Origin of the sequence: uncultured Modestobacter sp. (assembly GCF_947486615.1) — a bacterium.
Classification (GTDB): Bacteria; Actinomycetota; Actinomycetes; order Mycobacteriales; family Geodermatophilaceae; genus Modestobacter.
On the sequence record NZ_CANKUD010000005.1, the window covers coordinates 62,075 to 85,633 of the forward strand.

16 protein-coding genes and 1 pseudogene are annotated in these 23,559 nt (G+C 75.1%); 8 read left to right on the forward strand and 9 right to left on the reverse strand.

Going from position 1 to position 23,559, the window contains the following annotated elements; all coding sequences use genetic code 11:
* Positions 1-2: 2 nt before the first annotated feature.
* From Q1A09_RS11365 to Q1A09_RS11375, 3 genes are all read left to right on the forward strand, one after another.
* Positions 3-2,633 carry a LuxR C-terminal-related transcriptional regulator gene (locus Q1A09_RS11365; protein WP_299954839.1) on the forward strand — a complete coding sequence of 877 codons (2,631 nt, stop codon included), beginning with the start codon at positions 3-5 and terminating at the stop codon, positions 2,631-2,633.
* Between the two features lie 92 nt (positions 2,634-2,725).
* Positions 2,726-3,079, forward strand: a complete 354-nt coding sequence (locus Q1A09_RS11370) for a hypothetical protein (RefSeq protein ID WP_299954841.1) — start codon at positions 2,726-2,728, stop codon at positions 3,077-3,079.
* A 181-nt stretch (positions 3,080-3,260) separates the two neighbouring features.
* Complete coding sequence (locus Q1A09_RS11375) at positions 3,261-3,800, forward strand: TetR-like C-terminal domain-containing protein (protein ID WP_299954843.1); 540 nt, start codon at positions 3,261-3,263, stop codon at positions 3,798-3,800.
* A gap of 15 nt (positions 3,801-3,815) precedes the next feature.
* On the opposite strand, the gene Q1A09_RS11380 is transcribed toward Q1A09_RS11375, so the two are convergent.
* Together Q1A09_RS11380 and Q1A09_RS11385 are read right to left on the reverse strand one after the other, a co-directional pair.
* The gene (locus tag Q1A09_RS11380) at positions 3,816-4,481 is read right to left on the reverse strand and encodes a TetR/AcrR family transcriptional regulator (RefSeq protein ID WP_299954844.1); all 666 of its coding nucleotides are present in this window, start codon (positions 4,479-4,481) and stop codon (positions 3,816-3,818) included.
* A gap of 41 nt (positions 4,482-4,522) precedes the next feature.
* On the reverse strand, positions 4,523-5,035 hold the full coding sequence (locus Q1A09_RS11385) for a DUF5946 family protein (protein WP_299954846.1): 513 nt from the start codon (positions 5,033-5,035) through the stop codon (positions 4,523-4,525).
* 111 nt (positions 5,036-5,146) lie between these two features.
* Between Q1A09_RS11385 and Q1A09_RS11390 the strand changes: the two genes are divergently transcribed.
* Both Q1A09_RS11390 and Q1A09_RS11395 read left to right on the forward strand, forming a co-directional pair.
* Positions 5,147-6,253 carry an NDMA-dependent alcohol dehydrogenase gene (locus tag Q1A09_RS11390; RefSeq protein WP_299954849.1) on the forward strand — a complete coding sequence of 369 codons (1,107 nt, stop codon included), beginning with the start codon at positions 5,147-5,149 and terminating at the stop codon, positions 6,251-6,253.
* A gap of 77 nt (positions 6,254-6,330) precedes the next feature.
* Positions 6,331-6,996, forward strand: coding sequence for an HAD family hydrolase (locus Q1A09_RS11395; RefSeq protein ID WP_299954851.1), 666 nt, complete (start codon positions 6,331-6,333; stop codon positions 6,994-6,996).
* 149 nt (positions 6,997-7,145) lie between these two features.
* On the opposite strand, the gene Q1A09_RS11400 is transcribed toward Q1A09_RS11395, so the two are convergent.
* The 7 genes from Q1A09_RS11400 to Q1A09_RS11430 all read right to left on the reverse strand — a co-directional run bounded on the left by Q1A09_RS11400 (position 7,146) and on the right by Q1A09_RS11430 (position 17,535).
* Positions 7,146-8,138, reverse strand: coding sequence for a glucosyl-3-phosphoglycerate synthase (locus Q1A09_RS11400; protein ID WP_299954853.1), 993 nt, complete (start codon positions 8,136-8,138; stop codon positions 7,146-7,148).
* A 52-nt stretch (positions 8,139-8,190) separates the two neighbouring features.
* Positions 8,191-10,461 (reverse strand): phage holin family protein, encoded by a 2,271-nt coding sequence (locus Q1A09_RS11405; protein WP_299954854.1) that lies wholly within the window; start codon positions 10,459-10,461, stop codon positions 8,191-8,193.
* Positions 10,458-11,135 carry a DedA family protein gene (locus Q1A09_RS11410; protein WP_299954858.1) on the reverse strand — a complete coding sequence of 226 codons (678 nt, stop codon included), beginning with the start codon at positions 11,133-11,135 and terminating at the stop codon, positions 10,458-10,460. The genes Q1A09_RS11405 and Q1A09_RS11410 overlap by 4 nt, the downstream gene beginning before the upstream one ends.
* A complete protein-coding gene (locus tag Q1A09_RS11415) occupies positions 11,132-11,956 on the reverse strand; it encodes an MBL fold metallo-hydrolase (protein ID WP_299954861.1) in 825 nt (274 codons plus the stop codon). The genes Q1A09_RS11410 and Q1A09_RS11415 overlap by 4 nt, the downstream gene beginning before the upstream one ends.
* Before the next feature lie 31 nt (positions 11,957-11,987).
* Complete coding sequence (locus Q1A09_RS11420; protein ID WP_299954864.1) at positions 11,988-14,627, reverse strand: diguanylate cyclase domain-containing protein; 2,640 nt, start codon at positions 14,625-14,627, stop codon at positions 11,988-11,990.
* The gene (locus Q1A09_RS11425) at positions 14,624-17,305 is read right to left on the reverse strand and encodes a bifunctional diguanylate cyclase/phosphodiesterase (protein ID WP_299954867.1); all 2,682 of its coding nucleotides are present in this window, start codon (positions 17,303-17,305) and stop codon (positions 14,624-14,626) included. Before Q1A09_RS11425 ends, Q1A09_RS11420 begins: the two co-directional genes overlap by 4 nt.
* A gap of 77 nt (positions 17,306-17,382) precedes the next feature.
* Complete coding sequence (locus tag Q1A09_RS11430; protein WP_299954870.1) at positions 17,383-17,535, reverse strand: hypothetical protein; 153 nt, start codon at positions 17,533-17,535, stop codon at positions 17,383-17,385.
* 218 nt (positions 17,536-17,753) lie between these two features.
* Between Q1A09_RS11430 and fdh the strand changes: the two are divergent.
* The 3 genes and pseudogenes from fdh (at position 17,754) to nrfD (ending at position 23,500) form a co-directional block, all read left to right on the forward strand.
* Positions 17,754-21,134 (forward strand): annotated as a pseudogene (gene fdh / locus Q1A09_RS11435) (formate dehydrogenase).
* A 22-nt stretch (positions 21,135-21,156) separates the two neighbouring features.
* Positions 21,157-22,224 (forward strand): 4Fe-4S dicluster domain-containing protein, encoded by a 1,068-nt coding sequence (locus Q1A09_RS11440; RefSeq protein WP_299954873.1) that lies wholly within the window; start codon positions 21,157-21,159, stop codon positions 22,222-22,224.
* A gap of 91 nt (positions 22,225-22,315) precedes the next feature.
* Complete coding sequence (nrfD, locus tag Q1A09_RS11445) at positions 22,316-23,500, forward strand: NrfD/PsrC family molybdoenzyme membrane anchor subunit (RefSeq protein WP_299954876.1); 1,185 nt, start codon at positions 22,316-22,318, stop codon at positions 23,498-23,500.
* Positions 23,501-23,559 lie beyond the last annotated feature (59 nt).

The following is a 23,559-nucleotide window of genomic DNA, read 5'->3' on the forward strand; positions in this document are numbered from 1 at the left end:
CGGTGCGAGAGGTCCCCGGCCGGCTGGTCGGTGGGCCGGCGGCCGGACGGTTGCTGTCCGCCGCCGCGGCCGACGCGCTGCCGCCGGTGGTCGAGGTCGTCGGGCCGGGGGGCAGCGGGAAGACCTGGCTGCTGGAGCAGGTCGCCGAGCTGCTGGGGAACTCCGGTCGCCGGGTGCTGACCGGTGCGGGGTCACCGGTCGGCGGCGGCAGCCGGACCGTGCTCGTGGTCGACGACGCCGACCGGCTGGCCCCGGGTGCGGTGGCGGGGTTGGTGGCGTGCGCGGCCGCATCCGGGACGTGCACCCTGGTGGCCCACCGGCCTGGTCCGGCCGGGCCCGGGCTGGCCCGGCTCCTCGCCGGCCTGTCCGGCGCCCGCCGCGTCGTCCGGCTGGGGCACCTGCCGCGGGGAGAGGTCGCCCGCTGGCTGGCTGCCGAGCTGGGGCGGGCGCCCGAGCATCTGGTGGACGCCGTCCTCGACGCCACCGGTGGGCTGCCGGTGCTCGTCGCCCGGCACGTCGCCGCGCTGGCGGGCGGGGCGGGCAGCCGGCACGGCAACGTGGTGGCCTCGCTCGGGCCGGCCCCGCGCGCGGTCCGGGCACCGCACCGGGGCGTGGTCTCCCGCAGTGGACCGCTCCCGCACCGGGGTGGCGTGCCGCCGGACGGCGAGACGGTGCCGGACGCCGTCCGGGCCGCGGTCGGCCAGCTGGTCGCGGGGCTCGACGAGCCGGTCGCCCGGGTGCTGCAGGCCGTCGCCGCGGGTGCGCCGTGGGACGTCGAGCTGCTGGCCGAGCTGCTGTTCGCCGATGGGGCCGTGCTGCGGGCCGACCTGGATCGTGCCCGCGCCAGCGGGCTGGTCGGCCCGGACGGTGCGCTGCCCGGCCCGGTGCGCGCTGCCCTGCTGGTCACCTGCCCGGGCGGCCTCACCACCGAGCTGCGCCGCCGCCTGCTGCGCCTGCTGGACGACCGGGGCGGGCTCGCGCTGCCGGTGGCGCGGCTGCTGGCCGGCGACCGGAGCCCCGACCGCCTGGCCGCGGGGCTGCTCACCGCCGAGGCCGCCGCCGTGCTGACCGACGACCCGGCGGAGGCCCGACGGCTGCTCGGCGAGGCCGCGGCGGTCGGCGCCGACGCGGCCGACGTGGCCGCACTGCAGGCGGAGGCCGCGGCGCTGACCGGCGACGTCGCGGAGGCGCTGCGCTGGGCCGACGACGTCACCCGCCGGTCCCGGGACGGGACGGACGAGCACGCCGTCCGCCGGGCCGCGGGGGTGAGCGGCGTCCTGCTGGCCGGTCGCGGACTGCCGCTGCGCAGCGCCGGACTGTTCCGCCGGGCCGGAGCGGACCGGGCGGGTGCGGCGGCGCTGCAGCTCCTGCTGGCCGGTCGGCGGTCCGAGGCGGAGGAGCTGGTGGCCTCCGGCGCACCGGAGCACCCCCCGGAGGCGCAGGCCGCGGCCGAACGGCTGGTCGCCGTCGCCGTGCTTCAGTCCCTCGACGGGAACGCCCCGGTGGCCAGGGCGCTGACCACGCTGGCCCAGGCGGCGGCGCTGGTCGAGCCGGTCGGCCGGACGACGTTGCTGGCCGACACCCCGGCCGGCGTGGCCGCCGTCCTGGCGTTGTCGATCGGTGACGCCACCCACGCCGCGGCCGTCCTGCGCCGGGCCGACCGGTCCGGCACGGGAGGGCGGCTGGCTCAGCCGCGGCACGGTCTGCTGGCCGCCTGGACGGCGATGGTCGCGGGGCGGCTGGGCGAGGCGGAGCAGGGGCTGTACGCCGTCGAGCGGGCCGCCGGGGTGCTCGGGGAGGGCACCCCGCTGGAGCCGCGCGACGAGCTGTTCCGCCGCACGCTGCACCTCGGTCTCGCCCGACGGCGGGGCGACCTGGCCGGGCAGCTGGCCGCCTGGGAGCCGGCGCGCGAGGCCTGGGTGCGGTACCCGGTGGACCTGCTGACCCTGCTCCCCGCCGGAGAGCTCATCGCCGCCGGTGCCCGGCTGCGCCGGCTGGACGTGGTGGACGACCTGCGCCGCCAGGGCGCCGAGCTGCTGGGCGCACTGGGCGAGCCGGCGGTGTGGTCGGCGGGCTGGCACTGGTCGGGTGTGCAGGCGGCGATCCTCGCCGAGCGGCCGGGTGACCTGGAGCCGCACGCCGCCGCGCTGGTCGCGGCGGCCCGGACGAGCCCGGTGGCCGGGGTGCTGGCCGGTGCGGGGCACACCTGGCTGGCGGTGCTGCACGGCACCGCGACCACGGCGCAGGTGGTGGCCGCGGCGGACGCGCTCGGGGCCGCGGGCTGGACCTGGGAGGGCTCCCGGCTGGCCGGGCACGCGGCGGCCCGGGCGCGGGAGGCAGCCGACCGGGGGGCGCTGCTGCAGTGTGCGCGCACGCTGTCCGGCCCGCCGGAACCGGCTCAGCCGCCGGCGCCGGCCGCCGAGCCGGTGCCGAGTGGTCGGCTGAGCGCGCGCGAGCGCGAGGTGGCGGAGCTGGTCGTCGCCGGGGTGACGTACCGGGAGATCGGCAGCAGGCTGTTCATCTCGGCCAAGACCGTCGAGCACCACGTCGCGCGGATGCGCCAGCGGCTCGGTGCGGCCGACCGCACCGAGCTGCTGGCGCACCTGCGGGTGGAGCTGCGGGGCGCGGCCTGAGCGCTGACCGGGCGGCGGGTGCCCGGCGTCGGTAGGTTCGCCACGGGTCGCGCTGCCGGTCTCCGGCACGGCGCGGACGGCGTACCGGTCGGGTGAGCAGCGAGGAGGACGACGTGATCGTCGAGGTGATCAGCGGCGCCGACGAGGTGCCGGAGGTGCGGGTGGCCGACGTGGACGACCTGACCCGGCTGCACCTGGCCGTGGGGGCGATGACCGACGAGGACGTCGACGGGGCGTTGCGCGCCGCGGGGATGGGGCGGCTCGCCGACGGGGACACCGGCTTCGTGGACGTCGCCGCCCTGCGTGCCGCCGCCCAGCCGCAGGCGACCGCCGCGGACTGGGCGGAGCGCTTCGACGGCATGGTGACCCAGGCCGCGGAGAAGGGGTGGACCGGCGACGATGGCGCCAGCCTGCAGGTGCACATCGAGCCCGCCGCCTCCGCCTGAGCAGCCCCTGGGCCTTGCCCGGCGGCTGTGATCTGCATGTGCACGCGCGCGGTTGTTGTGGTCACTCCACTTTCTTGGGCACGATTGCACGGTGACGACCACCGAGCTCCCCCAGCGCCCTGCCGGCGCTCGCCCTCCGGGGCGTCCCCTGTCCTCGGAACTGTCCGAGCAACTGGTGTCCGTGGCCGTGGACATCCTCGCCGATGAGGGGTGGGGTCGGCTCAACAGCGACCGGGTCGCCGCTCGCGCGCGGGCGGGCAAGGCCGGCATCTACCGTCGCTGGCCCACCATGGCCGCGCTCGCCCGGCACGCGCTGAGCACCGCGCCGCTGGTCGAGGTGCCCGCGGACGGCGGCTCGCTGCGCGCCGACCTCTGCGCCCTGCTGGTCCGCTGGACCCGTCCGCTGGACCGCGCCGAGCGGGCCGCGGCCAGCCTGGTCGGGGCCGCCCGGCACGACGACGAGCTGCGGGCCGGGCTGGAGGACGCCCTGGTGCGCCCGCTGGCCGGCGCGGTGCGCGAGCTCGCCGCCCGGGAGGCCGCCCGCGGCCACGAGCTGTCGCACGAGCGGGTCGCGCTGCTCGGGTCGGTGCTGCAGGCCCTCTGGTGGCAGCGCTACACCGCCTTCGGCACCGCGCCGATGACGGCGCCGCAGGTGGAGCAGCTGGTCGCCGACGTCCTCCTGCCGCTCGCCGAGCCGGACCCGGCCGCCGGCGGTCGCTGACCTGCCGACCGGGGGTCAGTCGACCGGCACGTCCAGCCGGCGGGCCAGCTCGCGGACGCCGTCCTCCAGCACGGTGAGGGCGTCGGCGGGGGTGACCGGACGGCGGTGCTGCGCCGGGGCGCCGTCCAGCACCCGGCGGCGGTGGTCGAGCACCAGCACCCGGCCGGTGATCAGGAACAGGTCCGCGGCCAGCCGGCTCACCACCTGGACGGCGGGGGAGGGGGCCGGGTCACCGGGGGCGATCGCGCCGACCAGCGCGCCGGCGACCAGCTCACCGGCCTGCTCCACCAGCGTCCGCTCCCGGGCCTGCAGGCTGGCCGAGGAGGCCAGCGCCTCCAGGTAGCTGCGGTTCTCCGGGCGGGCCTCCTGCTCCAGCAGGGCGGACAGGTCGGTCTCGAGGTAGCTGCACAGCGCGCTGAGCGGACCGGTGCCCGCCGGGCGGGCGGCCACGGCGGCGGCGACCCCCTCGACCCAGGGGGTGCGGCCGTCGAAGAACAGCGCCTCCTTGGTCTCGAAGTGGTTGAACACCGTCTGCACCGCGACGTCGGCGGCCGCGGCGACGTCGGCGATGGTGACCGCGTCGAACCCACGCTCGGCGAACAGTCGCTGTGCGGTCTCTCGTACCTCGGCCCGGGTCTGCGCCTTGCGGCGCTCCCGTCGGCCCCCCGTGGCCTCACTCACAGCGGCAACCCTATGACCCACTGGTTGCGCGCCTGCGCATGTCAGCTGGTCAGCGCGCCGTCGGCGGCGGCACGGAGCTCGCGGTGGGCAGGGGCCCAGTCGTGCCAGACCGCGTCGGCCCAGGCGTGCACCAGCGCGGGCAGGTCGACCACGTCGAGGTCGGCGGCCAGGTCGGCGACGGTCGTCGTCCAGTGCGCCGGTGGGGTGAGCGACCGCGGCGCGGCCTGGTCCACCCGGCCGTCCGGTGCCGCGGCCGGCCGCGGGTCGTGGGCCCGCTCCAGCTCCAGGCACAGCCGCACCGGCGCGGCGGCGGGCGTACCGCTGAGCAGGTGCTGGGCGTCGTAGGCGTCGGTGGCCAGCCGCAGCAGGGCCGCGGCCCGCAGGTCCTGGGCGGCCTCCTCGCGGAGCCCGCGGACGGTCACCCGGAACAGCCCGGCGCAGCTGGGTGAGGCGCCGGGGTGGTCGGTCGCCAGGCCCGGGACGACGGCGAGCACCGCGCCGCACCCCGGGCAGCCCGACGTCTCGGGATGGCCGGCGGCGTCGGTACGGCTCATGACCGACGATCGTGCCGCACCGCGGCGCCCGCCGCTCTGGCACCGGGTGCCACCCCGGCGTGCGCACCGCCTAACGTGGGCTGGGTCACGCTCGAGGCAGGGAGACGGTGGATGAGGACGCACGGTGCTGTGCTGCGAGGTCCCGGCGACTGGGAGGTCGCGGAGCTGGAGCTCGTCGACCCCGGGCCGGGCCAGGTGCTGGTGGAGATGGCCTACGCCGGGCTGTGCCACTCCGACGAGCACCTGCGGTTCGAGAGCCAGCGGTACCCGATCGTCGGCGGCCACGAGGGCGCCGGCGTCGTCCAGGCGGTGGGGGCCGGGGTGACCGGGGTCCGGCCCGGCGACCACGTCGTCACCTCGTTCCTGCCCGCCTGCGGGCACTGCCGCTGGTGCGCCACCGGGCGGTCCAACCTCTGCGACCTGGGCGCCACGATCGGCACCGGCCAGCTGCCCGACGGCACCTGGCCCTTCCGGCTGGACGGCGAGGAGGCCGGCGGGTTCTGCATGGTCGGCGCCTTCGCCCGGCACACGGTGCTCTCCGAGCACTCCTGCGTGAAGATCGAGCCGCACCTGCCGCTGGACGTCGCTGCGCTGATGGCCTGCAGCGTGCCCACCGGCTGGGGATCGGCGGTCAACGCCGGCCCGGTGCGCCCGGGCGACGTCGTGGTCGTGGTCGGCACCGGCGGCGTCGGCTGCAACGCCGTCCAGGGCGCGGCGATGGCCGGGGCGGCGTCCGTCGTCGCCGTCGACCCGGTGGAGTTCCGCCGCGAGTTCGCCCGCACGCTGGGCGCCACCCACGCCGTGGCGGGCACCGACGAGGCGGCCGGGCTGGCCCGCGAGCTGTCCCGCGGCACCGGGGCCGACGTCGTCGTGCTGGCCACCGGCACCACCAGCCCGGAGATCACCGGCGGCGCCTACCGCTGCCTGGGCAAGGGCGGCACGCTGGTGCTCACCGGCCTGGCCGACCACACGATGGAGACCACGGTCGCGCTGCCGGGCAACATCACCACCGTCTACGAGCAGCGGGTGCAGGGCGCGCTGTACGGCATGTGCAACGCCTACCGGGACATCCCGAAGCTGCTTCGGCTCTACGAGGACGGCAAGCTGCAGGTCGCCGAGCTGATCACCAAGCGGTACACCCTCGACGAGGTCAACCAGGGCTACCAGGACCAGCGCGACGGCACCGTCATCCGCGGCGTCCTCGAGCACCAGCACTGACCCTCACGAGCGGCCATGTTGGCCAACATGGCCGCTCGTGAGGAGTGAGCGGCGGATCGGGTGGGCAGCCCACCGGCATGGCTGAACCCACGATCGCCGTCCTGGACGTCGACGGCACCCTGGTCGACACCAACTACCAGCACGCCCTGGCCTGGTACCGGGCGCTGCGCTCCTGCGGGGAGACCTTCCCCGTCTGGCGCATCCACCGGCTCATCGGCATGGGCGGTGACCAGCTGGTCGGCGCCCTCGGTGGCGACGACGTCGAGGCGCGGATCGGTGACGCCGCGCGGGACCGCTGGGTCGAGGAGTTCGACCTGCTGCTGCCGGAGATCTCCCCGCTGCCCGGCGCTCGCGACCTGCTGCTGGCGGTCAAGGAGCGCGGCCACCGGCTGGTGCTGGCCAGCTCGGGCAAGCCGCAGCACGTCGACGCCTTCATCGACCTGCTCGACGCCCGCGGCATCGCCGACGCCGTCACCTCCAGCGAGGACGTCGAGGCGTCCAAGCCGGCGCCGGACCTGCTCTCCGTGGCGCTGGAGAAGCTCGGGGTGCCGGCCGACTCGGCGAGCGTGCTCGTCGGTGACTCGGTCTGGGACGTCGAGGCCGCGAAGAACGCCGGGATGCCGGCGATCGTCGTCCGCTCCGGTGGCTTCGGGGACGACGAGCTCCGGGACGCCGGGGCGGTCGGTCTCTACGACACCCCGAGCGACCTCGTCGCGGCGCTGGACGACACCCCGCTGGCCTGACGATCGCGGCCCCGCTGCAGGGGCCCGCCGCGAGCGTGCGAGCGGTGGGGGGCAGCGGGGTCCTTCCCCAGCCGACGACCACACGGGTCGGCTGACCCCGACGGTCCGCTCCTCGGTCGCTGGCGCTCCCTGCGATGCTCCCGCCGGGATCAGCCGACGACGCCCTCGCGCAGGAGGGTGTACTCGTCCACCGCGCTCATCGGCGGGCGCTCGTCGACGGCGACGGTGTGGCTGGTGGGCACGAACCCGCTGCCGTCGTGGGCGAACTGGGTGAGCAGCCCGCCGGGCTCCAGGCGGCGGTGCCCGGGGCGCCCGCGCTCGGCCCGGGCCAGCACCGTGGAGACGATCTGGCCGGCCATCTTGCCCAGCGCCTCGTCGGTCTGGTGGGAGTGCTTGCGGGTGCCGAGGTCGACCTGGGCGAGCCCGTTGAGCCCGCACACCTGCAGCAGGTCGACCAGCAGCCCGACCTCGACGCCGTAGCCGGAGACGAAGGGCACCTGCTCCAGTGCGGAGCGGCGGCCGGCGTACTCGCCGCCCAGCGGCTGGACGAAGCCGGCGAGCTCGGGCCACAGCGCGTTGAGCATCGGGCGGGCGGTCAGCTCGGTGACCCGGCCGCCGCCGGCCGGGCGGTGCTCGCCGTCGACGGTGAGCGGGCGGGTGTAGCAGCCCTTGACGTAGTCGACCCGCGGATCGGTGAGCAGCGGGGTGAGCAGCCCGGGCACGTAGTGGCTGACGTCGCCGAGCAGGTCGGAGTCCATGAAGACGACGAGGTCGCCGGTGGTGGCGGCCAGCGACTTCCACAGCGCCTCGCCCTTGCCGGGGCGGTCGCCGTGCATGGGCAGCACGTCGCCGGCGGCGACGACGTCGGCGCCGGCGGCCCGGGCGACGTCCGCGGTCGAGTCGGTGGAGTTCGAGTCGATCACGACGAGCTCGTCGATCAGGGGTACGCCCTCGACCCAGCGGTCGACCAGGTCCCGGACGAGGACGCCGACGGTCGTCTCCTCGTTGCGGGCGGGCAGGACGACGCTGATCCGGTGCCCGCCCCGGCGCTTGGCCTGGAGCAGGGCGTCGACGTCGATCTCGGCCAGGGAGGTGGCCGACGTGGTGCGGTGCTCGAACCAGGCGCGGGCGTCAGGTCGCATCAGCCCACTGTCGAGCACTCCACCCACCTCCGGCACGTCGACGAGGCGGCGTTCACACGAACTTCACCTGCCTCGCACTCAGGGTGAGGGCAGCCGTGGAGGTCGGCAAGCCGCCGGACGACGTCCGCGGGACCGCATGGGCCGCCGTCCTTCCTCCGCCAAAATGGCCATTTTGGCGGAGGAAGGACGGGTCAGGCGGGGGCGGTGAGGACGGCGGCGGGCGGTCCGGGGCGGGGTCGGGGTGACCGAGGTCGCGCAGCCAGCCGCGCAGCACCCGGTGCAGGTGCTCGGCGCCGACGATCTCGCCGGGGTCGGCGAAGGCGCGGGGGTGCACCAGGAAGCCGTGCTGCTGCGGCCCGCCGAGGCCGCCGTGCGAGCCGACGTGCGGCTCGAAGGGGGAGGCCTCGTCGGTCTCCGGGTCGTACCGGCTGTTGATGACGACGTCGGGGCAGTGCGCGAACGTCGATGCCCGGGCGACCAGCGCGGCGGCGTGCTCGCCGTAGGCGGTCAGCGGGTCGGTGCCGATGACCACGCCGGTGCGCAGCCGGTGCAGGCCGTCACGGCCGAGCACCACCGGGCCGAACTCCTCGGAGTGCACCAGCAGGAAGCCGACGCCGTCGTGGTCGACGAGGGCGGGCAGCAGGTGCGGCCAGCGGCGCTCGATGGTCTCCAACGGCACCCGGCCGGCGAGCTCGGGGAAGGAGACGTGCGCCATGTGACCGGAGACGGTGACCACCACGCCGGGGGCCACCCGGGTGACCGCGCCGTGCTCGCCGGCCGGGCCGGACGGCTCGGCGGGCTCGGCCCGGGCGACCCGGTCGCGCAGCCGCCGGGCGATCACCCCGCCGCCCTCGGCGAGGGCGGAGGTGACCTGCCAGGTCTCGGCCGGACGGCGGCTGTCCTGGGCGGGCGCCGTCCGCAGACCGAACCACCGGCGGCGGGCGGGGGTGACGGGCCCGCCGCAGAGCCGGCCGACCAGCTGCTCGACGGTCTCCCCGAACCGGTCGGCGAACGTCCGGCCCTGGGTCTGGCCGTGGTCGGACAGGCACACCAGGTGGTAGCGGCGGGGGGCGAGCTGGGCGGCCCGCCACAGCCGGCCGACCTGCTGGTCGATGCTGCGCAGCACCTCGAGGGTGTCGAACCGCTCGATGCCGGAGTGGTGGGCGACCTCGTCGTAACCGAGGAAGTCGGCGTAGACCGCCGGCCGGCCGGCCATCATGTCCTCGAGCAGGGCGTTGACCACGACGTCCCGGGCGATCACCGTCGTCCCGGGCCGGGCGAGCGGGTAGATGCCGCCGCGGTCGACCCGCGGCCGCACGTCGGCCCGGCGCTGCCGGGCGGCGGCGACCAGCTCCCGGTAGACGTCGACGAGGGAGACGCCGAGGGTGCGCAGCGCGTTCACCGGGTTGGCGAAGTAGGCGTAGTAGCCGGCGCCGATCCGGTCGTGGTGCCGGCGCTCCCGGCGCGAGCCGCGGGCCACGACGGCCAGCGAGCTCATGGTGAGCGAGACGTGCGGGGCGTCGCCGGTGAACAGGTTTCCGCGACCGGCGCCGTCCCCGGCCAGCAGGCCCCGGCCGTCGGAGTGCCGCCGCTCGACCTCGGCGGCGTCCTGCGGGTGGGAGACGGCGACGACCCGGTCGCGGTCCTTCTCGTACCAGCGGAAGCCCAGCACGTCGTCGTTGGAGCCGTGCAGGATGCCGACGACGCTCGCGCCGGTCTGCGAGCTCCAGTCGGTGTGCCAGGAGCGCAGCTCGTGGGTGCCGGCCCGCAGCCAGCCGGCCAGGGTGGGCATCGACCCGTCGCGCACCGCCCGTCGCGCGACGTCGTGGCCGAGCCCGTCGATCTGCAGGAACAGCACGCCGGGCGGGCACTCGCCGGTGTCGGCGGCGCGCCGGCCGCGGCGGCGGGCCCGCCGGAAGAACACCTCGTCCTCGTTGACCGCCAGGACGCTGCTGATCACCCCGGCGACCCCGGCCATCGCGACGGCCACGACGACGCTGGTCCGGAAGGAGTGCACCTCCACCCCGGGGATGGCGTAGAAGACGGCGAGCACCCCGGCGCCCAGCAGCAGGAAGCTGCCCAGGCCGAAGGTGAACAGCGCCACCGGCAGGGCGATCCGCAGCACCAGCGGCCACACCACCGTGACCAGCACGCCGAGCAGCAGCGCGGCGACCGGCGGCTGCCACCAGGAGCGCAGCGCGAAGCCGGTGAGCCAGCCGTCCAGCGCGATGAGCGCGCCGGTGACGGCGGCCCAGATGAGCAGCAACCGGGCGAGCGTGCGCCCGCCGCGCAGCACCCGGCCCGGGGGCGTCGTCCCGGTCACGGCTGCTCGCACCGCTGCGCAGCGCCGTCCTCCCGCGCTTTCGCGCGAGAAAGCGCGTCGTTGTCGGGTGCAGGGACGTCGGCGGCCCCGCGGCGGCGGTGCGCGGAGACCAGGTTGAGCACCAGGCCGACCAGCAGCACCAGCAGGGTGGCGATCAGGGTGGCGATCAGCGGGGAGTCGAAGATGCCGCCGCTGACCACGCCGAGCAGCGCGTAGGCGCCCGCCCAGACGGCGCCGGCGGCGAGGGAGGCCGGCAGCAGCCGGCGCCACGGGTAGGCCAGGGCGCCGGCGGCGAGCAGCACCGGGATGCGTCCGGCGGGCAGCAGCCGCCCGACGACGACGATCTGCCAGCCGTGCCGGCGGAACTGCTCCCGCACCTCCGCGATCCGGTCGGCGTGCTGACCGCGGGCGACCCAGCGGACGGCGGTCGGCCCACCGGATCGGCAGATCGCGAAGGTGATGACGTCGCCGGTGAAGGCGCCGAGGGTGGCCAGCAGCAGCACCACCGGCAGCGACATCGCGTCGGTGGTGACGGCGACCGCCGCGGCGGCGCCGACGACCGCACCGGTGGGCACGACGGGCACGACCGAGCCCAGCAGCACCCCGCCGAAGACGACGGGGTAGCCCAGCGAGCTGCCGTCGGTCCAGCTGACGGCCAGCGAGGTGACGCTCACCGGGGGTCCTGGACCCGCGGGAGAGCGACGGGGGATCCCGGGGCGGTGAGCAGCACCTGGGTCCGGGCGCCACCCACGGTGGCGGCCGCGGCGACGGCGGCGGCGAACCGGCGCGGTGGCTCGACCAGCAGCGACCGCATCCGGGCGCGGTAGGGGGAGGGCAGCGAGGTGAGGCCGGTGACGGCGTAGGTGCCCCAGTGCACCGGGACGGCGACGCGCGGGCGGAGCAGCTGCACGGCCTCCGCGGCCCCGGCCGGGTCGAGGTGCCCGGGGCCGAGCGAGGGGCCCCAGCCCCACACCGGCAGCAGGGCGATGTCGATGCCGTCGTCCCCGAGCTCGGTCATGGCGGGGAAGAGGTCGGTGTCGCCGGCGGCGTAGACGGTGACGCCGTCCCCGTGGAGCAGGTGGCCGACCGCGGGGGCGTGCGGCCCGTGGGTGAACCGGGGGCCCCAGCGGTGCGCGGCGTGGTCGGCGGAGGTTGCGGTGACGGTGAGCCCGCCGTCGCGGAGGCCCTCACCCGGGCCGAGCTCGGTGACGTCGGTGAACCCGTGCCGGGTGAGCCAGCGCCCGGCACCGCGCGGCACGACGATCGGCGTGCCGCGGCCCAGCAGCCGCAGCGACGGCAGGTGCAGGTGGTCGTTGTGCAGGTGCGAGACCACCACCAGGTCGACCCCGGACCAGGACGACGCGGGCAGCGGTGCCACCGCCCGGCGCAGCGGGCCGAGCCGGGGGGTCAGCAGCGGGTCGGTGAGCACGGTGCGCCCGGCCAGCTCGACCCGGACCGTGGAGTGTCCGAGGAAGTGCAGGGCCGGGGTGCGCACCGCGCCAGTATCGGGGCTCACGGGTGCCCGGTCACGACACCTCGGCGCGCGGCCGGGGCGCCGGCAGCGGGGCCACCACCGCCGAGGACGGGTGCCGCAGCAGGGCGGCGGCCTGGGCGGCGGTGAGCCCGCTGGGCAGCACGGGGCCCGCGACGGCGACCACGCCCTGCACCCGCAGCTCGTGCAGCAGCTGCGGGGAGGCGATCTCCTTGGCCACGGTGGAGACCTCGAAGCCGCGGGCGCTGCGGCCGATCGCGCCGAGCAGCTCCAGCGTCCGGTCTCGGTCGCCGCCGGCGGACAGGGTGCGCACGTCGACCATGACCACCTCCAGCGGCAGCCGGGCCAGCTGGGACCACAGCGTGGACCCCATGCCGTAGTCGTCCAGCCCGATCCGGACGCCGGTCCGGTGGACGGTGTGCAGCGCCGGGATGAGGGCGGCCGAGGAGGTCTGCAGCACCTCCTCGGTGACGAAGAGGGTGAGCCGGGGCGGCGCGAGCTCGGCGGCCGCCAGCGCGGCGGCCACCTCGCCGGGCAGCTCGTCGGCGTGCACCAGCCCGGCGGGCAGGTCGACGGCGACCAGCAGCTGGTCGTCGAGTGCGGCCACGTCGGCGCAGGCGCGGGAGATCAGCCACCGCTGCAGGGCCGCGGTCTGGCCCTGTCGTTCGGCGGCGGCCCACAGCTCGGCGGCGGGCAGCACGCCGAGCTCGGGGTGCACCCAGACGGGCTGGGCGTGCAGGGCGGACAGGATGCCGGAGTCGCCGTTGGCGATGGTGTCGAAGCGGAGCTGGACGTCCCCGTCGGCCAGGGCGTCGGCGATGGAGCTGGTGGCCGCGGCCCGGGCCACCCGGTCCTCGGTGTGCACCCGCCAGCAGCCCTTGCCGGCCTCCTTCGCGGCCCGCAGGGCGGTGTCGGCCTGGCGGAAGGCGAGCTGCCCGCCGCCGGGGTGCACCCGGCACAGGCCCACGCTCGCGCCGACGCCGAAGGTGCGGTCGCCGACCCGGTAGGGCCGGGCGAGCACGTCCACCACCCGCTGGGCGGCCTCGGTGGCGGCGTCCTCGGCGCCGGCCAGCAGGACGGCGAACTCGTCGCCGCCGAGCCGGGCGACCAGGTCGTCGGCGCGCACCAGGCCGCTCAGCCGCCGGGCCACCTCGACGAGCAGGAGGTCGCCGGACTCGTGGCCGGCGGAGTCGTTGACGGCCTTGAAGCCGTCCAGGTCCAGCACCAGCAGGGACCGGTCGCCGGGAGCCGGCGCGGCCAGCTCGCGGAAGAGCATCGCCCGGTTCGGCAGCCGGGTCAGGTGGTCGGTGAAGGCCATCCGCTCCAGCTCGCGCTCGCGCCGCCGGCGGGTGGTGGCGTCGCGCAGGTGCAGCACCCGCCGGCCGCTGCCGGGCCGCTCGTGGTGGGTGACCTCCAGCTCCCGCGGCTCGGCGCCGGGCACCGGGACGCGCAGGTGCAGGGCCTGGGTGGCCGGCCCGGCGGTGCCGGTGAGCTCCTGCCGGACCCGCTCGCGGTCCTCCTCGGTCAGCAGGTCCAGCAGCACCGGGTGCCGGTCGCCGCCGGGGACCAGGCCGAGCAGGGTGCGGGCGGCCGGGGAGGTGAACTCCAGCCGCAGGTCGCCGTCGATGATCGCCACGCCGTCGGAGCTGGCCTCGACCAGACCGCGGAAGTCCTCCTCGCTGCGCACGAGGTCGGCCTGGATGCGGCCGCTGTCCCGGATGCGCAGCACCAGCCGCAGCAGGAGCAGCCCGATCAGCGCGGCGGTGCAGGAGATCTCCCCGGTGCCGATGGGCAGGTCCAGCAGCAGGGCCAGGACCAGCGTGACCGGGACGCCGCCCAGCGCCAGTACGTCGACGGCCACCCCGGCGGTGTTGACCACCGGGGCGTTGCTGGCGTGCGCCGCGCCCGCGGCGGCGGCCAGCTGCACGGCCCGGACGCCGACCACCAGGGCGCCGGCGGTGACGACGTCGCCGGCCGTGGTCCACAGCCCGCCGGGCCGCACGATCTGCATGGCGAGGCAGCTGGACGCGACGCCGAGCAGGCCGGTCATCACGATCACGGCGGTGGCCGGGCGGCGGACCCCGGCCGCGGAGACGGTGCACAGCGCGCCGACCAGGCCGACGGCGACCGCCGGGTAGATGCCGTAGGCCAGCACCAGGGGCTTCAGCCCGGGGCTGATCGCGCCGGGGGCGAGCGCGGGGGACAGCACCAGCACGTCGGCGACGATCACCAGGGCGACGGTCACCATCGCGCCGTCGACCACCAGGACCGGCCAGCGGGTGCCGCGGACCCGTCCGCCGATCAGCGCGGCGCTCACCGTGGGGCCGAGCGCGGCGACGAGCACCAGGCACTCACCGAGGCCGACCGGGCGGAGGTCGCTGCCGACGCCGAACCCGCTGAGCAGCCCGGCGAGGCCGAACAGCAGTGCGCTGCCGCTGAGCACCAGCCACGGCAGCCGGTCGCGGCTGCGCAGCCGGCGGGTCAGCCGCCTGCCCTGCACCGCGGCCCACAGCCCCGCGGCGGCGAGCACCAGGTCGTCCCACTGGGGGAGCTCATCGGCCAGGCTGAGCGGCACGGTCACCGCGATGCCGGCGAGGACGACCAGCAGGGTCAGCAGCAGCGGGGAACGGACGGTGCGGCGGAGGGTGCGCGGAGGCCTCGCCGGGTCGCTCACGACGGCGCCCCGTCGCCGTCGTCCCGCCGGGGGGTGGGCAGTCCGGCGGTGGTGGCGCCGGGAAGGCCGGGCAGCTGGGTGGTGAGCACGGCGGCGTCGAGCGGGCGGGCCAGCAGGTAGCCCTGGATGTAGCGGTGGCCCATGTCGCGCAGCAGCTGCAGCTCGGCCTGGGTCTCCACGCCCTCGACGACCACGGCCAGGCCGAGGCTGGTGCCCAGGTGCAGCACCGAGGCGCACAGCGCCCGCCGCTGCGGGTCGGTCTCCACGTCGGCGAGGAACTGGCGGTCCATCTTCAGCACGTCGATCGGCAGGCCGACCAGGTAGGCCAGCGACGACCAGCCGGTGCCGAAGTCGTCGACGGCGATCCGCACGCCCATCCGGCGCAGCGCCGCGAGGTCGTCGGTCACGTGGTCGTCGTCCAGCAGCACGGACTCGGTGATCTCCAGGACCAGCCGGGAGGCGCACAGCCCGCTGGACTCCAGCGCGGCCAGGACGTCGGAGACCAGCTCACCGCTGCGCACGTGCCGGGCCGAGACGTTGACCGCCACGCCCAGCTCGGCGTGCGGTAGGGCGGCGATCGTGGCGGTGGCCTCGGCCAGCACCCAGCGGCCCAGCTCGGTGATCAGCGCCGACTCCTCGGCCAGCGGCACGAACTCCGCCGGCGAGACCTCCCCGTAGACGGGGTGCCGCCAGCGCAGCAGCGCCTCGACCGAGGTGGTGCGGTGCAGGGCCAGGTCGACGACGGGCTGGTAGACCAGCCGCAGCTGGCCGTCGGCGAGCGCCCGGTCCAGGTCGGTGCGCAGCTGCTCCTCGCGGTCCTGGCTGATCCGCAGCGCGTCGGAGTGCCGGCGCACCCGGCCGGGCCCGGCCGCCCGGGCACTGCGCAGCGCCAGGTCGCCCCAGCGCAGCGCCTCACCGGGGTCGACGTCCGCGGGCAGCTGGGTGACGCCGGCGGCCGCGGTGAGCCGGAGCGTGCCGGCGGCGGTGGCGACCGGCTCGACGGCGGCGACCAGCCGCCCGGCGACCACCTCGGCGTCGGCGATGGTGCCGTCGACCAGGACGGCGAAGTCGCCCGACCCGGCGCGGGCCAGCCAGTCGTCGCCGCGCAGCACGCGGGAGAAGCGGGTGGTGAGCTCGCGCAGCACGGCGACGTCCTCACCGGTGGGCAGCCCGTCGACGCCGAGCACGACCAGCGACGTCGCGCGGGCACGCGGCGCCCGCAGGGCCGCGGCGAGCCGCTGGGTGAGCGCGGAGCGGTTGGGCAGGCCGGTGGCCGGGTCGATGGTGCTGAAGGTCAGGTCGGCCTCGGCCGGGCCGGGCTCGTCCCGGCTGACGTCCCGGCAGTACAGCACCAGCGCGCCCACGTCGGGATCGCTGCGCAGGTCACGCACCTGGGCCTGGATCAGCCGCCAGCGGCCGTCCTCGTGCTGCACCCGGGCGGTGCGGGTCTTGGTCTCGGTGACGTCGGCGCTGGAGCTGCTCAGCGCGGCGACCAGCCCGGGGACGTCGTCCGGGTGGACGGCGGTGGTGAGCGGCCCGCCGACGATCTCCTGCGGGTCCAGGCCGAGCAGGTCGGTGATCGCGGGGGAGACCCAGAGGACGTCCAGCTTGTCGTCGAGGATCAGCACCGAGTCGGCGTTGCTGCGCACCAGGGCCCGGAACCACGCCTCGCCGCGCTGCAGGTCGGCGGTCAGCCGCAGCTGGGTGCGCCAGCTGACGGTCTGGTGCACGAACAGCAGGCCCAGGCCGACCATGCCGAGGCTGGCGCCGAAGATGGTCAGCTTGCCGGTCAGTGGCACGCTGAGCAGCAGCAGCACGCCACCGACCGCGGCGGTGGCGTGCGGCAGCAGCGAGCCGAGGGTGGAGGCGGTGGGCTCCTGCAGCTCGCGGGGAGAGGTGGCGACCGGCCGGTCGGCGAGGCAGGCGACGGTGACCAGCCCCAGGCCCAGCACGCTGAGCCCGCAGGCGAGGTACTGCAGCAGGTGGGGTCCGGTGGTGATCGCCGCCAGCGCCCCGGACGTCGAGGCGGCGCACTGCGAGGCGAAGACCAGGCCGGCCACCCGCCGTCCGGCCGCACGGGCGACGGACATCATCAGCAGCGAGACGCCGGTGCCCAGGGCGATGCAGAAGAGCAGGGCGAAGAAGCTCACCGTCTGGGACAGCGAGAGCAGCCCGCGGTCGGCGATGGTCAGGTGGTACAGCGTGTGCACCATCAGCAGGTCGGCCAGCACGAACAGCGCCAGGGACGTCGCCAGCTGGCTGCGGGCGGCCCGCAGCGAGGGCCGGTCGAGCATCTGGGCGATGGCCAGCACGATGACCAGCTGGCCGGGGATGCTGCCCAGCACGGTCTGGCCCCAGGGCATGAGGACGGCGGCGAGCGCCGAGCCCCCGCCGCCCAGGGCGACCGCCACCGCGTAGCAGCGCCAGGCGGTGGGGTGCGCGGTGTGCGGCGCCGAGCGGGCGATGACGACGGTCGCGGCGATGATCACCAGGAAGGTGAGCGTGACCGGCAGCAGCTCGCCGTCGTCGGCGGGACCCAGCCCGAGTCCGGAGATCGTGGTCAGGGCGGCGAGGGCCAGCACGAGCAGCAGCTGACGGCCGACGGCGACGGAGGCCGGGCCGCCCGTCGCCGGTGCGGCTCCGGCCCGCACCGGTGCGGCGAGGACTCCAGAGGTCACCGGTCAGTTGTCGGGACGGCGCCGTCCGGGCTGGACTCCTGTGGTGCGCGCCTCACCCCAACGGGGAGTGGGTGGGGCTACCAGCGCAGCGGCTGGATCGCCCGGGAGTCGGCGGTGCGGCAGGCGCGGCAGTGCCCCCAGGTGGAGATCCGCGCCGGGCTGCTGGGCTCGCCGCACTCGGGGCACTCGACCGTCGTCGAGGCATCCGGGGCCTCGGCGGCCTGCCGCACGCGCTCGGCGTGCAGTCGTTCGTCGCCGGCGCAGGGGCAGGCGAGGTGGGCGTCCGGGCAGCCTGCGGTGTCGCTCGAGATGGCGCGCCTCCTGGGTGTCCGGGACGACGCTACTGGCCCGGGACGTGATCTGGGGCCGGACGTCGCGCCGTTCCGCCCGGATGCGACCCGCCGGGAGGAGGGCGAGCGGGCGTGGGCGGCGATCGGGTGGCAAGCTCCTGGGGGTGAAGACGTGGCTCGACGCGTGGCCGGTGTTCCGGCAGCTCACTGGATCCGATCCGCTCGGCCGGGGCCATGCTGCCCGCAGCAAGGCCACCGAGCAGACGGTCAGCCGCACGGCGACCGCCGACCGGGTGGCGAAGTCGGTCTGCCCCTACTGCGCCGTCGGCTGCGGCCAGCGGGTGTTCGTCAAGGACGAGCAGATCGTGCAGATCGAGGGCGACCCCGACTCCCCGATCAGCCGCGGCCGGCTGTGCCCCAAGGGCAGCGCCAGCAAGCAGCTGGTCACCAGCCCGACCCGGGTCACCACGGTCAAGTACCGCCGTCCCTACGCGACGGACTGGGAGGACCTGGACCTGGACACGGCGATGGAGATGATCGCCGACCGGGTGCTGGCCGCCCGGGAGAAGGGCTGGCAGGACGAGGACGCCGGCAAGCGCGTCAACCGCACCATGGGCGTGGCCAGCCTGGGCGGGGCGACGCTGGACAACGAAGAGAACTACCTGATGAAGAAGCTGTACAGCGCCATGGGCGCGGTACAGATCGAGAACCAGGCCCGCATATAGCACTCGTCGACGGTCCCCGGTCTGGGGACCTCGTTCGGCCGTGGTGGCGCGACCAACTTCCTGGAAGACCTGGCGAACTCCGACTGCATCGTCATCGAGGGTTCGAACATGGCCGAGTGCCATCCGGTCGGGTTCCAGTGGGTGTCCGAGGCGAAGGCCAAGGGCGCCAAGATCATCCACATCGACCCGCGGTTCACCCGCACCAGTGCGATCGCCGACCTGCACGTCCCGATCCGGATGGGCACCGACATCGCCTTCCTGGGCGGGCTGATCAAGTACGTGCTGGACAACGACCTGTACTTCAAGGAGTACGTGGTCGCCTACACGAACGCCGCCGCCCTGGTCGGTGAGGACTTCGTCGACGCCGAGGACCTCGACGGCCTCTTCTCCGGCTTCGACCCCGAGACCGGCCAGTACGACGAGTCGAGCTGGCAGTACGAGGGCGCCGAGCAGGTCGCCGCGGCGGGGCAGCGTTCCCCGGGGCAGCCGGGTTACTCGGGCACGTACGAGGCCACGACGGAGGGCGACGAGGAGGAGACCGGCGAGGCCGACGACCCGCAGCGGGCCGCCGAGCAGGACGCCAGCGACGAGGACCCGTCGGTGAAGGCATCCGACCGGGGCCAGGCCGCCGGCAGCGGTGGGCCGTCGATCCCGGGCAAGCCCAAGCGCGACGAGACCCTGCAGCACCCGCGCACGGTGTTCCAGGTGCTCAAGCGGCACTTCGCCCGCTACACCCCGGAGATGGTCGCCGAGGTCACCGGCATCGAGCCCGAGGTCTTCGAGCAGGTCGCGAAGTGGGTGACGTCGAACAGCAACCGGGAGCGCACCACCGCCTGGGTGTACTCGGTGGGCTGGACGCAGCACAGCGTCGGCGCGCAGTACATCCGGACGGCGTCGATCCTGCAGGCGCTGCTGGGCAACATGGGCCGCCCCGGCGGCGGGATCATGGCGCTGCGCGGGCACGCCTCGATCCAGGGCTCGACCGACGTCCCGACGTTGTTCAACATCCTCCCCGGCTACCTGCCGATGCCGCACGCACTGCAGCACCACACGCTGGCCGACTACGTCGCCTCCAGCGCGGGCAAGGCCGGGTTCTGGGGCAACATGGACGCCTACATGACCAGCCTGCTCAAGGCCTGGTTCGGTGACGCCGCGCAGCCGGAGAACGACTTCGGGTTCGACTGGCTGCCGAAGATCAACGGCGACCACAGCTCCTACCGCACGATCGCGGACATGATCGCCGGCAAGGTGCACGGCTACTTCCTGGTCGGGGAGAACCCCTCGGTCGGTCACCCCAACGGCAAGATGAACCGGTTCGGGCTGGCGAACCTGGACTGGCTCGTCGTCCGCGACCTGCAGATGATCGAGTCGGCGACCTTCTGGAAGGAGGGCCCGGAGATCGAGTCGGGGGAGATGGCCCCCGAGACGATCGGCACCGAGGTCTTCTTCATGCCCGCCGCCACGCACGTGGAGAAGGAGGGCACCTTCACCCAGACGCAGCGGCTGCTGCAGTGGCGGGAGAAGGCGGTCGAGCCGCCGATGGACGCCCGCAGCGACCTGTGGTTCTTCTTCCACCTGGGCCGTCTGCTGCGCGAGCGGCTGGCCGGGTCGACCGACCCGAAGGACCAGCCGCTGCTCAACCTGACCTGGGACTACCCGACGATCGGGGAGACCCAGGACCCGGACGCCGAGGCGGTGCTGCGCGAGATCAACGGCGTCGGCCCCGACGGCAAGGCGCTGAGCTCCTACACCGAGATGAAGGCCGACGGGTCGACCAGCGGTGGCTGCTGGATCTACACCGGCGTCTACGCCGACGAGGTGAACCAGGCCGCCCGGCGCAAGTCGCACCGTGAGCAGGGCCCGGTCGCCTCCGAGTGGGGCTGGGCGTGGCCGGCCAACCGGCGGATGCTCTACAACCGCGCCTCGGCCGACCCCGAGGGCAAGCCGTGGAGCGAGCGCAAGCGGTACGTGTGGTGGGACGAGGAGTCCGGTCGCTGGACCGGCGTCGACACCCCGGACTTCGAGGCCACCAAGCGGCCGGACTACCAGCCGCCGGAGGGGGCCAAGGCGCAGGACGCGATCTCCGGCGTCGACCCGTTCATCATGCAGGGCGACGGGAAGGCCTGGCTGTACGCGCCGGCCGGGCTGACCGACGGCCCGATGCCGACGCACTACGAGCCGGCCGAGTCGGTGGTGGAGAACGCCCTCTACGGGACGCAGTCCAACCCGACGATCGAGCGCATCGCCGGTCCGTGGAACCGGGAGAACCCCTCGATGAGCGAGGTCTTCCCGTTCCAGGTGACCACCTACCGGCTGACCGAGCACCACACGGCCGGCGGGATGAGCCGCACGCTGCCCTACCTGTCGGAGCTCCAGCCGGAGTTCTTCGTGGAGGTCAGCCCGGAGCTGGCGGAGCTGCGCGGCCTGACCAACGGCGAGTTCGCCACCCTGGTGAGTGCCCGGTCGGCGATCGAGGCGAAGGTGCTGGTCACCGAGCGGATCCGGCCGATCAAGCTGCGCAGCGGCCAGGTCGTGCACCAGATCGGCATGCCCTACCACTGGTCGTACGCGGGCCTGTCCACCGGCGACAACGCCAACGACCTGCTGGGCATCGTGCTCGACGCGAACACCCACATCCAGGAGGACAAGGTCAGCACCGCCGACATCATCCCGGGGCGCCGGCCGCGCGGGCCGGAGCTGCTGGACTTCGTCGAGGGCTACCGGATGCGGGCCGGCGTGAAGTCAGGCCGGGTCGGCATCAACGGCCGCGAGCCCGACGAGGACCCGAGCAAGATGGAAGAAGCGGGCGCGTGACACACGGGAAGCAGGTAACGCGATGACCGCGGTCAGCTCGGCGAGCCCGGGGCTCGAGGGCCCGGACGCCAAGAACCGGCTGTTCGGGCCGCTGCCCGACGTGCAGGGCGAGGCCGGGTACGCCGAGGACCACCCGGCCCGGGTCGGGTTCTTCACCGACACCTCGGTGTGCATCGGCTGCAAGGCGTGCGAGGTGGCCTGCAAGGAGTGGAACACGCTCCCGATGGACGACTCGCACGGCAAGCGGGACGCCATGGGCATGTCCGGGATGTCCTACGACAACACCGGCATGCTGGGCGCCAACTCCTGGCGGCACGTGGCCTTCATCGAGCAGAGCCGTGCGGTCGACCTGCCGATGCCGTCGTTCGGCCGTCCGGGTGACGACCGCAAGGACACCGGCCTCCCGGTGAACCCGGTCGCCCCGCAGGCCGACGGCCCGCTGAACGCGCAGACCAGCGTGCTCAACGCCGAGGCGCTGACCGAGTACGACCCGCAGACCGGGCAGAGCGGCGGTGACAAGCAGATCCGCTGGCTGATGTCCTCCGACGTCTGCAAGCACTGCACGCACGCCGGCTGCCTGGACGTCTGCCCGACCGGTGCGCTGTTCCGCACCGAGTTCGGCACCGTCGTGGTGCAGGGCGACATCTGCAACGGCTGTGGCTACTGCGTGCCGGCCTGCCCCTACGGCGTCATCGACAAGCGCGAGGACGACGGCCGGGTCTTCAAGTGCACGATGTGCTACGACCGGCTCACCGACGGGCTGCAGCCGGCGTGCGCCACGGCGTGCCCGACCCAGTCGATCCAGTTCGGTGACCTCGACGAGCTGCAGGCCCGGGCCGACGCCCGGCTGGCCACGCTGAAGGAGCAGGGCGTGGAGAGCGCCCGGCTCTACGGCCGCGACGAGAACGACGGCGTCGGCGGCAACTCGGCGTTCTTCCTGCTGCTCGACGAGCCCGAGGTCTACGGCCTGCCGCCGGACCCGATCGTCACCACCCGCGACCTGCCCGCGATGTGGAAGGCCGCGGCCACCGGTGCGGCGATGATCGTCGGCATCATCGGCTCCGCCTTCCTGGGCCGGAGGCGGTCATGACGGCCATGTTCGCCAACATGGCCGGTATCGACGCACCGTCACGTGCCGCCCGAGCGGCCATGGTGGCCACCATGGCCGGGGAGGGGCGGGCGTGAGCGAGCAGTCGACGGGCAACGAGCCTGCCGGCAAGGCCCCGGTGACGCCGGGTGCCGGCTGGCACCGCGCCGGCGGTGAGGACCTCACCCGGCCGCGGCGCAAGCGCCGCAAGGGCGGCGGTGGCTGGGGCGGGGGCAACCGCGAGGCCGCGATGGTGCCGGAGGCGGAGTTCAGCTCCTACTACGGCCGGCAGATCATCAAGACGCCGACCTGGAAGAACCCCGAGGTCCCGATCTACTTCTTCCTCGGTGGTGCGGCGGGCACGTCGTCGGTGATCGCGGCGCTGGCCGAGTTCACCGACCGGCCGAAGCTGGCGCGCAACGCCGAGTACGTGGCCGGGGCCGGGGCGCTGGCCTCGGTGGTGCTGCTGATCGACGACCTGGGCCGCCCGGAGCGCTTCCTGCACATGCTGCGGGTGTTCAAGGTGACCTCGCCGCTGTCGGTCGGCTCCTACATCCTGTCGCCGTTCAGCGCGCTGACGTCGGCCGCTGCGGCCTTCCGGCTGCTGGACCTGAAGCCGGTCATGGGGCTGGGCACCAAGGTGCTGCCGTTCCTGCCGAAGATCGCGGGCTCGATCCCGGTGCTGCGCAAGGCATCCGCCGTGGGTGCGGCCGCCTTCGGTGGGCCGATGGCGACCTACACGGCGGTGCTGATCGCCAACACCGCGGTGCCGTCGTGGCACGCGCCCTACGACGAGCTGCCGTTCGTGTTCGCGGGCTCGGCGATGGCCGCCGGTGGCGGCATCACCATGGCGCTGACCCCGGTCGACGAGGCCGGCCCGGCGCGCAAGGCCGCGCTGGCTGGGGTCGCCCTGGAGCTGGCGGCGATGCACAAGGTGGAGAACGGCCACGGCATCGTCAGCGAGCCCTACCACCTGGGCAAGGCCGGGAAGCTGATGAAGGCGGCGAAGGCGGCCACCGTCAGCGGCGCCGCGATCACGGCGCTGCTCGGCCGGAAGCGCGCCGGGGCGGTCGCCGGTGGCGTGCTGCTGGCCGCCGGCTCGCTGTTCACCCGCATGGGCGTCTTCGAGGCGGGCATGGCCAGCGCCAAGGACCCGAAGTACACGGTCATCCCGCAGCGCGAGCGGATCGCCGCCCGCGAGGCGGGCCGGGGTGCCACGACCGACGGCACCGAGGGCAACGCCGTCGACGCGGGCGAGGCCAGCACCATCACCCGCTGAGCCCGCACGCGCGACACGACACCGCCCCGGTCATCCGAACACGGATGACCGGGGCGGTG

Excerpts from the sequence above, each read along its gene's own strand:
- Q1A09_RS11385 (WP_299954846.1), bottom strand. The coding sequence starts at position 5,035 with ATGAGCCGTACCGACGCCGCCGGCCATCCCGAGACGTCGGGCTGCCCG.
- Q1A09_RS11390 (WP_299954849.1), top strand. The coding sequence starts at position 5,147 with ATGAGGACGCACGGTGCTGTGCTGCGAGGTCCCGGCGACTGGGAGGTC.
- Q1A09_RS11395 (WP_299954851.1), top strand. The coding sequence starts at position 6,331 with ATGGCTGAACCCACGATCGCCGTCCTGGACGTCGACGGCACCCTGGTC.
- Q1A09_RS11400 (WP_299954853.1), bottom strand. The coding sequence starts at position 8,138 with ATGCGACCTGACGCCCGCGCCTGGTTCGAGCACCGCACCACGTCGGCC.
- Q1A09_RS11440 (WP_299954873.1), top strand. The coding sequence starts at position 21,157 with ATGACCGCGGTCAGCTCGGCGAGCCCGGGGCTCGAGGGCCCGGACGCC.